We start from the raw sequence: 12,058 nt of genomic DNA on the forward strand, positions 1-12,058 counted from the left end.
GAATCCAGACGTCGGCGTCACGATTGCGTCACGCGAACCATGATCTCGCACGCAACCGACACAAAACAGTGACGATTCACCCTGTTACCCCTGGTCGGGGCTGCCGCGGGGACATACCCCGCGGCTACTATGCACAGGTCCCGACCTCGGCCCGGGGAACCCCCCGGAGCCGACCACGATCGGCACCCCCGGTCCCCCGGGATCCTCCTCACGGAGACGGGGAACGCCCGGCCCCACGCCTCCGCCCTCGCCCGCGGGAAGGCGGTGGCGGTAGGTGCGCCTCCCCTCGCACGGCCCCTGTACCGCTCCGACCGCGCTCCGGCACGGCCCCGCGGTCCCGGAAGTCGTGAGAACCCACCGGCACGCACACGCGTCCCAGACAACACGGCCAGCACATCACGGGCGAGGGGAGCCATGAGCGAAAACGGACCTTACAACCAACCACCGCAGAACCCCTACGGTGGCGGGGACAACAGCGGGGGCCAGCCCCCCTACGGCGCCCCCTACGGCGACCCGGGCACGGGCGGCCAGCCCGCCTACGGCGCCCCCACGGGTCCCGGCCAGGGCTTCCCCGGCCCGGAGCAGCAGATGTACGCGGGCGGCCAGCCCCCCTACGGCGGCGGCCCCGGCTACCCCCACCCCCAGCCCCAGCCGCCCCAGGGCGGCGGCAGGGCCAGGCTGTGGGTCGTCATCGGCGGCGGCGTGGTCATCGTCGTCCTCGTGGTCGCGGTCCTGGTCATGCTGGTCACCAACGGCAACGGCGGGACGACCGTCGCCGCCCCGCCCGAGGGCGAGCCCTCCGCGAGCGCGGAGGAGGCGACCGGCGGCGACGAGCCGGCCCCGGAGCCCGACCCCGACGCGGCCCCCGCCGGCGAGCCCCCCTACTCGGTCCCCACCGAGCCCTGCGACGCCTTCACCGAGCAGGTCGTGGCCGACTTCCTCGTCACCGACGGCGGCAACAAGTCCGTCCGCGACGAGAACTCGTCCTGCGACACCCTGGACGCCACCCCGCCGGAGGGCAACGCCCCCGGCGGCTACGCCTCCTTCGGGATCGTGTACCAGACCCCCTACTCCGCCGCCGACTCCGTCGAGGCCGCCACGAGCCAGTTCCAGGACACGGTCGCCCAGATCACCGGCGAGAGCGAGTACAGCACCCTGTACGACGCCGGTGACGTGGAGGAGAGCAAGGAGGTGGAGCTCGGCGACGAGGCCCACTTCATCGTCACGAAGTACGACTACGTGGGCGACCTCGTCCCCGAGGCCGTGCTGCTGGTCAGGACCGCGAACCTGAACATCCAGATCACGTACCAGCTGCACCCGTCCATCACGGGCGAGGACTCCGCGGAGGACCTGGTCCTCCCCGACAACGTCGAGGAGATCATGGTCAACGCCGGCGCCGACGCGCTGGCCGTGGTCGGTACCTGACCGGCCCACCGCAGGGACGGGGGAGGGGCCGCGGCGACGCCGCGGCCCCTCCCCCGTCCGCGTCGTCCCGTGCCCGGCCGCAGGCCCCGGGTCCCCGACCGGGCGCCCGCGCGCTCGCGGAGACCGCCGGCCGCCTCGCCCCGGAGGCTCCCGGACCGGGCACGCAACACCCCGCTAGCGGGCGCCGGGCAGGTCGGCACGGACCCGGCGGGCGGCCTCCACCATGTTGCGCAGGGCCTGCTCCGCCTCGGCGTAGCCGCGCGTCTTGAGACCGCAGTCGGGGTTGACCCACAGGCTCCCGGCGTCGATGTGCGCGACGGCCAGCCGCAGCGAGCCCTCGATCTCCTCCACGGACGGCACCCGCGGTGAGTGGATGTCGTACACGCCGGGCCCGATCCCCCGCCTGTAGCCGCGGCGGCCCAGGTCCTCCACCAGCTCCATCCGGGAGCGGGCGGCCTCGACGCTGGTCACGTCGGCGTCCAGCGCCTCGATGCCGCCGACGATGAGGCCGAACTCCGAGTAGCACATGTGCGTGTGGATCGTCGTGGACGGCGACACACCGGACGTGGCCAGGCGGAAGGAGTTCACCGCCCAGTCCAGGTAGGCGGCGCGCCGCTCCTCGCGCAGCGGCAGGAGCTCGCGCAGGGCCGCCTCGTCCACCTGGATGTGGCGGATGCCCGCGCGCTCCAGGTCGGCGACCTCGTCCCTCAGGGCCAGGCCCACCTGGCGGGCGGTGTCGCCCAGCGGCTGGTCGGTGCGCACGAACGACCAGGCGAGCATGGTCACCGGACCGGTCAGCATGCCCTTGACCGGCTTGTCGGTGCGCGACTGGGCGTAGGTGGTCCACTCGACGGTCATCGGCTCGGGGCGCGAGACGTCGCCGAACAGGATCGGCGGGCGGACGCACCGCGAACCGTAGGACTGCACCCAGCCGTTCTCGGTGGTGGCGTAGCCCTCCAGCTGCTCGGCGAAGTACTGGACCATGTCGTTGCGCTCGGGCTCGCCGTGCACGAGCACGTCCAGGCCGATCTCCTCCTGGAGCGCGACGACCCGGTCGATCTCCTCCCGGAGGATCTGCCTGTAGGCGTCCTCCGCCAGGGAGCCCCGCCGGTGCGCGGCGCGGGCGCGGCGCAGTTCCGCGGTCTGGGGGAACGACCCGATGGTGGTCGTGGTCAGCGGCGTGTCCGTGGGGGCGCCCCTGTCCTGGGGGCGCTCGTAGGCGTCCGGGCCCAGGGCGTCCAGGCGGGCGCGCACGCGGGCGTCCGTGAAGGCAGGACCGCCGCCGGCCCCGCCCGCCGCGTACTCGGCCTCGGCCCCCTCCGAGAGGACGCGGCCGAGGAGGGCCGTCTCGTACGCCTTCTGCTTGGCGAAGGCCAGGGCCTCGCGCAGCTCGGGGGCGAGGGAGGTCTCCGCGTCGAGGTCGATCGGCACGTGCAGGAGCGAGCAGGACGTGCTCACCGTCAGCTCGTCCGTGAGGGCGAGCAGGGTGCCGAGCGCGGCCACGGCGGCCGGGACGTCGGTCCGCCAGACGTTGCGGCCCTCCACCACCCCGGCGACCAGGCGGGTGCCGCCGAGGCCCGAGACCTTGACGAGGTCGTCGACGCCCTCGCCGTCGGTGACCAGGTCCAGGCCGACGGCCTCCACCGGTGAGTCCTTCAGGACCCGCAGTGCGGGCGCCCCGATGGAGCCGAAGTAGGTCGAGACCAGGAGGGAGGGGCGCTCGGTGAGGGAGCCCAGGCGCCGGCAGACCCGCTCCAGGAGCCCGACGGCGGCGCGTCCCTCGTCGGTGGCCAGGATCGGCTCGTCCAGCTGCACCTCGGCGGCCCCCGCGGCGGAGAGGCCGGCGAGGAGCTGGGCGTAGGCGTCCAGGAGCTGGTCGAGCAGCTCGACGGGGCGCCAGCCCTCGGGGGCGTCGTCCGCGGCCTTGGCCAGCAGGAGGAAGGTGAGCGGGCCGACCAGGACCGGGCGGGTCGGGAAACCCGCCTCGGCCGCCTCCCGGAACTCGGCGAGGGGCTTGTCACCGACCAGGCGCGGGCGGGTGCTCGGCGACAGCTCGGGGACCAGGTAGTGGTAGTTGGTGTCGAACCACTTGGTCATCTCCAGCGGCGGGGCGCCCTGCTCGCCCCGGGCGAGGGCGAAGTAGCGGCGCAGCTCCTCGTCGCGGTCGCCGGCGGCGGCCGGCGAGGCGAACCGGGAGGGCACCAGGTCGAACAGGACCGCGGTGTCCAGGACGTGGTCGTAGTACGAGAACGTGTTGGACGGGATGTCGTCGACTCCCGCCTCGCGCAGCTGGGCGTAGACGCCCAGGCGCAGGCCGGCGGCGATGCCGTCCAGCTCCTCCGCGGCGGTCTCGCCCCTCCAGTACGACTCGCAGGCGCGCTTGAGTTCCCGGTTCGGGCCGATCCGGGGGTAGCCGTGCACGGTGGAGCGCACGGACGGCCGGGAGGCCTCGGGGGTGTGGGGCATGAGCTTCTCTCCCTCGTCGAAAGCCGGGTACCGGCCGCGGGGGTGAGCGAGGACGCGGGCATGCCCGGGGCCACGCCGTGGGCGTGTGCGCCTGCCGCCGCTCCTCGGCCCTCCCTCGGGGCACGGGACCACCGGCGGCACGGGTGCGCCGCCGGGTGGAGGCAGGTCTTCGGACTCGGGGGCGCGGACGGCGCGGACGCCGTCCTCCTACTGGCCGCCGCTTCCCGGTTTCCGACCTTTCCGACCGGATTACCAGTGCTTATGGCGACGTTCGTTCCCTCATACCGCTGCGGGGCAGTCCCGGAGTCGCACCGGGTTCCCTCTTGCGACACACCCCTCCCCTTCCGGGCGCGGCCCGGGTTCTGGGGTGGAGCATGTACCTTCCACGCCTGCAAGTATAGGGAGCACCCCTCCGCCCCTGTACCCGGCGTGCTGCCCTGTGCCCCCGGCCGGAATCAGCGCGAACCCCTGTTGCGCGGCCGGCGTCACAACCGACATGAAGCGTCGCGGGGCCGAGTCCTCCCCCGTGCTCCCCGCGATCGTTCGTCTGAAGATGTACGTGGAGAACCCCTGGTGAACAAGCAGTCCCAACCGACCATGGCCCCCGGTCACCCCCTGTCCACGATCGCGGTCGCGCTGGCGGTCGTCGCGGGGCTGGTCTGGCTGGCCGTCACCCCGCCCGGCGTGCTCGCCTCCGAACCCGTGAGCGATACGCACCCGGGGTCGGCGGACGGCGGACCGGAGGCGGGCCCGCCCGCCGCCGGCGAGCCCGACGGGCTGACGGTGGTCGACCCCGACGACGTGGTGGACCTGGCCGAGGCCGAGCTCGCCCGCGAGGGCGGGGTGGCCGCGGAGGTCTCCTACCCGGTCGTCCCCGACGCCGACCCGCTGAGCGACTTCCTGGACCGCGCGCTGTCCGCCGAGGTGGACGCCTTCGAGGCGGCCAACCCCGGAGCGGTCTCCTTCGAGTCCGCGTGGAACCTGACGGCGGCCAACGACGACATCGTCGGGGTCCGCGTGACCCGTGAGGAGACCGACTCCGAGGGAACCCGTGAGGGATACACCACCTACTGGTACGACGCCCTCACCGGCTCGACCCACCCCTCCACCGCCCTGATCGCCGGCCAGGGGGAACTGGAGGAGCTGAACGGCCTCGTGCGGGACGCCCTCCCGGGGACCGCGGCTCCGGACGCGGTGCACCCGATCGCCTCGCTGTACGACTCCGTGGGGTTCAACCCCGCCGGCGACCTCGTCGTGGAGTTCGACGCGGGACAGGTCGCCCCCGTGGAAGAGGGCAGGACCCACGCCGTCGTCGCCGCCTCGGAGTCCGCCCCCCTGCTGTCGGACCTGGGCGAGCGCGCGCTGCGCTCGGCGACCCGGGGCGTCCGCGACTTCGCCGTCGCGGCCCCGCCCCGGGAGGAGGAGATCAGCCGTGAAACGGCCGTCCCCGGGGTCCTGCCGCCCGCGGGCGAGGACGTCGACTGCTCCGCCCCCGGGTCCAAGTGCGTGGCCCTGACCTACGACGACGGCCCGGGCGGACGCACGCCCGAACTGCTGGACATCCTGGCCGAGTACGACGCCCGCGCGACGTTCTTCGTCACCGGCTACCCGGTCATGGAGGATCCGCGCACCGTGAGGCGCGCCTACGCGGAGGGCCACGAACTGGCCAACCACACCCTCTCCCACCCCGACCTGGCCGGGCTCGGAGCGGGCGGGATCCGTTCCGACCTCGAAACCGTGCAGGCCCTGGTGTACCGCGAGACCGGGTACACCATGGACCTCATGAGGCCCCCCTACGGGTCCACCGACGCGGAGGTCGCCTCGGTGACCGCCGACATGGGCCTGGCCCAGATCCTGTGGAGCATCGACACCAACGACTGGAAGGACCGCAAGTCGTCGGTGGTCGCGGACCGCGCCGTCGACGGCGCCTCCCCCGGGGCGATCATCCTCATGCACGACATCCACGACACGACGGTCGACGCCTCCCGCGCGATCGTCCGGGAACTGGACGAGCGCGGCTACACCATGGTCACCGTCTCCCAGCTGCTCGGCGCCACCGAGCCGGGCGAGGCCTACGTCGACGGGGCCCCCGAGCCCCCCGCCGAAACGGAAGGGGACGGCGGGGAACCGGAGGGGGACGAGGCGGCCTGAGGCCCGCGGGGTCCCGGGGCCGGCGGGGCCCGGCGACCCCGGCCGCGACGCTCCGGACGGGTGCGGACCCGCACCCCCTCCTGTGGCGGTGACCACATGTGGTCACCGCCACAGGCGCGCGGACGGCGTCCCCTATGTTGCTCCCATCAACCGCGTAAGCACCCGCGCAGGGATGAGGGAGACCGGTGTTGTCGACGAGCCGAGTCCGTCCTGGCCAGACCGCTCCCCGTCGGGGCCTCGACCGGGGGCCGGGGCCCCGGCGCCCAGGAGGGGCCGCACGACGCGCGGCGCACCGGACCGGCGCGGCGGTGGCGGCGCTGCTGCTGTTCACCGCCTGCGGCACGGGCGGCGCGGCGGAGGGCGACGACCCGGAGCTGATGACCGTGCTCCTGGACGAACCCGGCGAGGAGGTCGCCGAGTGGACCGGTGGCGCCGCGGACTTCGGCGACCACCCCCACCGGCCGGACGGCGTGGAGATCGACGTCTCCTATCCGGTGTTCGAGGGGGCCGACCGGTTCGCCTCCCGGCTGGCCGAACAGGTGGACCGCGAGGTGCGGGACTTCCGCGGGGCCAGCCGCGACCCCGTGCGCCTGGCGGTCGACTGGGAGGTCGTGGGCGCCGGGAGCGGCGTCCTGGGCGTGCGCCTGGTCCGCACCGAGGAGGACCTGCACGGCCGGCGCCAGGGATACGGAACGTACTGGTACGACGCGGAGACCGGGCACACCGCGTACTCGACGGAGCTCCTGGCGGACGACGACGCCCTGGGAAGGCTCGACGGGATCGTGCACGAGGAGCTGGCCGGGAACCCGGACGTGGACCCGGAGGGGCTGCACCCCGTCATGCGCACCTACGACTCCATGGGGTTCAACTCCGACGGCGACCTGCTCGTGGAGTTCGACGACGGCCACCTCTCCCCGGTGGTGGTCGGCCACCCGCCCTCGTCGGAACCGGGCCGGATCGTCGCGGTGGTGCCGTCGGAGGAGGCCGCGCCCCTCCTGTCGGACCTGGGAGAGCGCGCCCGGGAGGCGTCGGCGGCGGAGGAGCCCGTGCTCGCGGTGGACCCGCCCGGAGCCGTCCCGGAGTCCCTCCCGACCGCACCGGGGGTGGTCGCCGCCGGCGACCCGGACCTGGACTGCGAGGCCCCGGGGACCGAGTGCGTCGCGCTCACCTACGACGACGGGCCCGCGGAGGGGACCGCGGCCCTCCTGGACCTGCTGGCCGAGGAGGAGGTGTCGGCGACGTTCTTCCTCAACGGCGACCCCGCGCTGACCCGCCCCGGCGTGCTCCGGCGCGCCTACGCGGAGGGGCACGAGATCGCCAGCCACAACGACCTGCACGAGCACATGACGGAGTACTTCGACGACCGGGAGCTCCCCGCGCAGGTCGCGGCGGTCAGCGCGATGGTCCGGCGGCAGACGGGGCAGGACGTGGAACTGTTCCGGCCGCCGTTCGGCGACACCTCCGGACCGGTGATCGAGGAGATCGGCAGGCAGGGGATGGCCCAGGTCCTCTGGAACCTGGACAGCGAGGACTGGACCGGCCTGTCCCCGGAGGAGATCGTGGACGGCGTCATGGACGACGTCGAGCCGGGCTCGGTGGTGCTCATGCACGACACGCTCGCGCCGACCCTGGCCGCCGCACCGCGGCTCATCGAGCGGCTGCGGGAGGAGGGCTACGAGTTCGCGACCGTCAGCCAGGTCGTCGGCGACCCCGAGCCCGGCGAGTCCTACCCGGCGGCGGGCGTCACCGTCCCCGAGTACTGGTAGCGCGCGGGTCGGGGCGCACCGGGGCCGGGGGCCGCCCGGAAGCACCGCGGGGCCGGGGACCCCCGGGAGGGGTTCCCCGCCCCGCGGGACGCGGCGGCCGTCAGACGGCGGTGGACTCCTGGGGGCGGCCGGCCCCGTGGACGTCGGCGCCGACCGCCTCGCCGATCGAGCGGTATCCGGCCTCGCGGACCAGCCTGGCCAGGCCGCGGTGGATGCGGCGCGGCCAGAGGGGGCCGCCGTAGATCAGACCCGTGTAGCCCTGCACGAGGGTCGCCCCGGCGCGGATGCGGGCCCACGCGTCCTCGGGGGTCTCGATGCCGCCCACGGCGACCAGGGTGACGCGGTCGCCGACGCGGGCGCGGAGGCGGCGGAGAACCTCCAGCGACCGCTCCCTGAGCGGGGCGCCGGACAGCCCTCCCGCCCCGGCGGCCTCCACCTCCTCGGCGGAGGCGGCCAGCCCCTCGCGGGAGATGGTGGTGTTGGTGGCGATGATGCCGTCCAGCCCCTCGGCCAGGGCCAGGTCCGCGACCGCGTCGACGTCCTCGTCGGCCAGGTCGGGGGCGATCTTGACCAGGAGCGGCAGGGTCGGGTGCCCGGCCTCGGAGAGCGCCTCGCGAACGGCGGCGAGCAGGGGCCGCAGCTGCTCCACGCCCTGGAGGTTGCGCAGTCCGGGGGTGTTGGGCGAGCTGACGTTCACCACGAGGTAGTCGGCGTAGCGGGCCAGGCGCCGGGCGCTGAGGGCGTAGTCCGCGGGCGCGTCCGCCTCGGGCGTCACCTTGGTCTTGCCGATGTTCACCCCCAGCACGGGGCGGCGTCCGCCCCGCTGGTGGTGCAGGCGCTCGGCGACCAGGGCGGAGCCCTCGTTGTTGAAGCCCATCCTGTTGACGATCGCGCGGTCCTCGACCAGCCGGAACAGGCGCGGGGCGGGGTTGCCCGGCTGCGGCTGGGCGGTGACCGTGCCGATCTCGACGAAACCGAAGCCGAGCGCGGCCAGGCCGGACGGGCTCTCCGCGTTCTTGTCGAAACCCGCCGCCATGCCCAGCGGCCCCGGGAACTCCTGCCCCAGGGCTCGCACGGCGAGCTCGGGCTCACGCGGGCCGAGGACCCTCCCCATGGCCGAGGCCACACCGGGGATCGCGGTCACGCCGCGCAGTGCGGCGAAGCTCATCCTGTGGACCTTCTCGGCGTCCATGTGGCGCAGGACCGAGCGGAAGACAATCTGGTAGAACACGGTCATCCGTTTCCGTCGCCCTCGCGCTCGGCGAGGTAGCGTTCGAGTTCCGCGCCGAGTTCGTCGGCGGTGGGCAGGCCGGCCTCGTCGTCGGCCAGCGGGAGTGTGGGGCGTTCCTCGGGATCGGTCCGCGAGGACATGATGTCGTCGTACTGCCGCTCCAGGTTGGCCACGACACGCTGGACCTCCGCGGAGGCCGCCACCTGCTCGGCGATGTCGACGTCGGTCGCCCCCGCCACCTCCTCCAGCCCGCCGGTGGGCAGCGCGAGCCCGGTCGCCCCGGCCACGTAACCGGCGGCGGCGATGGCCGCCCGCGGGTACTGGGACTGGGCCAGGTAGCTGGGCACGTGGACGGCATAGCCGACGAAGTCGTGGCCGCGCTCCCCCAGGCGGAACTCCAGCATCGCCGCGGCGCTGGCGGGCACCTCGATCCGGCCGATCCACGGGGTGTGGCCCTCCACCAGCTCGGGGCGGGTGGAGTGCGGCGTGACCGTGACCGGACGGGTGTGCGGCACCGCCATCGGCACGCCGTGCGTGCTGATGGACAGCGACACCGAGAACCGCTCGACCAGCTGGACGACGGCGGCGGCGAAGGCCTCCCACTCCCGGTCCGGCTCCGGGCCGTACAGGACCAGGAACGGGGCGTTCTCCTCGTCGTGCATCCGGTACAGGGCGAGCTTGGGCGGCTCGTAGTCCGTCCAGGTGTTCTCCACGAAGGTCATCGACGGGCGGCGGGACCGGTAGTCCACGAGCCGGTCGGCGTCGAACGTCGCGACCTCCTCGGCCTCGAAGCGCTCGAAAAGGGCCTCGGCGACCTGGCGTCCGGTGTGTCCGGCGTCCACGAAGCCGTCCAGACAGACCAGCATCGCCAGCCCGGCGATGTCGTCGAAGCCGGGATGGAGTTCGTACAGATCTGCGGGGTCACGCACCGGGTTCTCTTCTCCACGACTGGTCGGATTCGCAGGGCGGCGTCCTCACGGCGGTCCGACCGCCGGGGCGCGACCGGGGAGGGCCCGGCATCGCACCTCCTGGGAGGCTGTGCCCTGCTTTCCCACAATACCGACCGGATCCCCCTCAGGCCTGCGATGGGACGCCTGTCACACCCCGGCCGCCGGAGCGTCCCCGCGGGTGCGCGCACGCGCCCCTCCTCCAGGCGGGGGACGCGACGTGAGCGCGCCCCTCGCGGCTCCCGCCCCCGGTCGGCGTTCGGGGCCCCGACCGGGGCCGGAACGGCCGCGCGTTCACCCGCCCGGACGCTGGGCGGCGACGCGGAGCGTGCGCAGCCTGTTGAGGACCGCGGCGACCTCGAACCGGCGCGGCAGGACGTAGTCGCCCCCGAAGTCGTCGCCGAGCAGGGTGACGCCCTCGGCCTCCAGCGCCTCCTCCAGGGAGTCGAGCGCCTCGGCCAGGGTACGCGCCCCGTCCAGGTGGCGGCCCGCGACGAGCTCGCGCAGGGCCAGCCCGGCTCCGATGAGCTGCCCCGGGTCCACGAACTGCTCCACGGACCGCACGTCGACGTCGCTCTCCCCGAACACGAGGACGTCCATGTCGCGGCGCTTGATCCTCCCCCGGCCCCGCGCGGTGTCGTCCACCGAGTCGGGGGCGACCACCCGGGCCCGCGGCGCGCCGAAGTCGGCGTCGGTGCGCTCGCGGGCCAGCTCCGCCGCCCGTTCGGTGACGTCGTGGGGGTGGTAGGCGTCCAGCATGACCACCTGGTCCGCGACGTCGAAGTAGTCACCACTGCCGCCCATGACCAGGACCGTGGACACTCCGTGGTCGCGGCGCAGGGGCCGGACCAGGTCGACGAAGGGCACGAGGGGCTCGCGGTCGCCGTGGACGAGCGCCTGCATCCGCTCGTCGCGGATCATCAGGTTGGTGGCGGTCGAGTCCTCGTCCACCAGCAGGGTGCGCGAACCGGCCTCGACGGCCTCGCAGATGTTGGCGGCCTGGGAGGTGGACCCGGAGGCGTTCTCCGTGCGGAAGTCGCTCGTGTCCGCGCCGGTGGGGAGGTTGCGGACGAACGGGCTCACGTCCACGCGCTCGACCCGCCGCCCCTCCTCCGCCCGGATCTTGACGGCGTCGTCCCTGGTCACCACCAGCTCCCGGCCGTCCCCGGGGACGTGGTCGTAGACCCCCCGCTCCAGCGCGTGCAGCAGGGTGGACTTGCCGTGGAAGCCGCCGCCGACGATGAGCGTGATGCCCTCCGGCACGCCCATCCCGGTCACGGCGCCCCGGTGCGGCAGGTCCACGCCCACCCGCAGGCTCTCCGGCGCCTCGAAGGGCACCGCCCCGTCGGCCATGGGCTCGTCGCTGACACCGCTCAGGCGCGGGAGGACCGCGCCGTCGGCGACGAAGGCGACCAGCCCCCGGCCCTCCAGGCCGGCGCGCAGCGCGACCGTGTCGGCGACGCTGTCGGCGAAGGCCTCGGCCGCGGCCGCGTCGACCGCCTCCCAGTCGAGGTCGTCGACCAGCGCGGGCAGGGTCGTGCACAGCTCGCGCTCGGCGGTGCGGCCGTCGATGCGGCGCCCGTGGCCGGGGAGGTCGATGCCGATGCGCAGTTCGAGGCCGCCGTCGGTGAGGCGGCAGGAGGAGCGCTCGATGACCTCCTGCCCCCCGGCGTCGATCTTGAGCAGGGAGCCCCGGAGCAGTCCGCGGGCACGACGGCCCAGGTAGTCGGCGGTGGCGCGGCGGCGCACCGGATCGCCCCACGCGCTTCTGGGGATGCCGGCGTCCGGCACGAGCACGCGCACGCGCGAGGGCGGGGCGAACGGGTCGGCCTGCACGCGCTGCACCGTCAGGGTGAAGTCGCCGAAGTCCCAGTCGCCCCGCAGGGACTTGTAGCGGCCGTAGGAGTCGCCGTCCATGCGGAGCAGCTCCGCCGAGAGGCGTGCGTCGTCCCGCACCCCCCGGAGGGGCTCGGGCTCGGGTCGGCGCCCGCCGCCCCGGCCGCCTCCCCCGCCGCCGTACCGGCGCCCCTGGCCGCCGCCCCCGTACCGTCCCGCCATCGGTGTCCTCCCTG

7 protein-coding genes and 1 riboswitch are annotated in these 12,058 nt (G+C 74.3%); of the genes, 3 read left to right on the forward strand and 4 right to left on the reverse strand.

The features are described from left to right. The first annotated feature begins 414 nt into the window (after window positions 1-414). Entirely contained in the window at window positions 415-1,425 is a 1,011-nt protein-coding gene (locus tag OUQ99_RS23190) for a DUF3558 domain-containing protein (RefSeq protein ID WP_267945902.1), read from the forward strand. Between the two features lie 174 nt (window positions 1,426-1,599). Here the strand turns inward: OUQ99_RS23190 and metE are convergent, their stop codons facing one another. Next, the gene (metE, locus tag OUQ99_RS23195) at window positions 1,600-3,891 is read right to left on the reverse strand and encodes a 5-methyltetrahydropteroyltriglutamate--homocysteine S-methyltransferase (protein ID WP_267945903.1); all 2,292 of its coding nucleotides are present in this window, start codon (window positions 3,889-3,891) and stop codon (window positions 1,600-1,602) included. Window positions 3,892-4,051: 160 nt separating this feature from the next. Continuing rightward, window positions 4,052-4,226: riboswitch (cobalamin riboswitch) on the reverse strand. Window positions 4,227-4,488: 262 nt separating this feature from the next. Here metE and OUQ99_RS23200 point away from each other — a divergent pair. Then, window positions 4,489-6,042 (forward strand): polysaccharide deacetylase family protein, encoded by a 1,554-nt coding sequence (locus OUQ99_RS23200; RefSeq protein ID WP_267950467.1) that lies wholly within the window; start codon window positions 4,489-4,491, stop codon window positions 6,040-6,042. A gap of 188 nt (window positions 6,043-6,230) precedes the next feature. Further along, window positions 6,231-7,808, forward strand: a complete 1,578-nt coding sequence (locus tag OUQ99_RS23205) for a polysaccharide deacetylase family protein (RefSeq protein ID WP_431061440.1) — start codon at window positions 6,231-6,233, stop codon at window positions 7,806-7,808. A gap of 100 nt (window positions 7,809-7,908) precedes the next feature. On the opposite strand, the gene OUQ99_RS23210 is transcribed toward OUQ99_RS23205, so the two are convergent. The 3 genes from OUQ99_RS23210 to OUQ99_RS23220 all read right to left on the reverse strand — a co-directional run bounded on the left by OUQ99_RS23210 (window position 7,909) and on the right by OUQ99_RS23220 (window position 12,044). Next, a complete protein-coding gene (locus OUQ99_RS23210; RefSeq protein WP_267945904.1) occupies window positions 7,909-9,045 on the reverse strand; it encodes a quinone-dependent dihydroorotate dehydrogenase in 1,137 nt (378 codons plus the stop codon). Further along, window positions 9,042-9,968 carry a proteasome assembly chaperone family protein gene (locus tag OUQ99_RS23215; RefSeq protein ID WP_267945905.1) on the reverse strand — a complete coding sequence of 309 codons (927 nt, stop codon included), beginning with the start codon at window positions 9,966-9,968 and terminating at the stop codon, window positions 9,042-9,044. Before OUQ99_RS23215 ends, OUQ99_RS23210 begins: the two co-directional genes overlap by 4 nt. A gap of 312 nt (window positions 9,969-10,280) precedes the next feature. Further along, complete coding sequence (locus OUQ99_RS23220; RefSeq protein ID WP_267945906.1) at window positions 10,281-12,044, reverse strand: ABC-ATPase domain-containing protein; 1,764 nt, start codon at window positions 12,042-12,044, stop codon at window positions 10,281-10,283. Between the last annotated feature and the right edge of the window lie 14 nt (window positions 12,045-12,058).

This window comes from Streptomonospora nanhaiensis, assembly GCF_026642255.1.
In the GTDB taxonomy this organism is placed as follows: domain Bacteria; phylum Actinomycetota; class Actinomycetes; order Streptosporangiales; family Streptosporangiaceae; genus Nocardiopsis; species Nocardiopsis tropica.

Coding starts and splice junctions, on each gene's coding strand:
- OUQ99_RS23190 (WP_267945902.1), top strand. CDS start 415: ATGAGCGAAAACGGACCTTACAACCAACCACCGCAGAACCCCTACGGT.
- OUQ99_RS23200 (WP_267950467.1), top strand. CDS start 4,489: ATGGCCCCCGGTCACCCCCTGTCCACGATCGCGGTCGCGCTGGCGGTC.
- OUQ99_RS23220 (WP_267945906.1), bottom strand. CDS start 12,044: ATGGCGGGACGGTACGGGGGCGGCGGCCAGGGGCGCCGGTACGGCGGC.
- OUQ99_RS23210 (WP_267945904.1), bottom strand. CDS start 9,045: ATGACCGTGTTCTACCAGATTGTCTTCCGCTCGGTCCTGCGCCACATG.
- metE (WP_267945903.1), bottom strand. CDS start 3,891: ATGCCCCACACCCCCGAGGCCTCCCGGCCGTCCGTGCGCTCCACCGTG.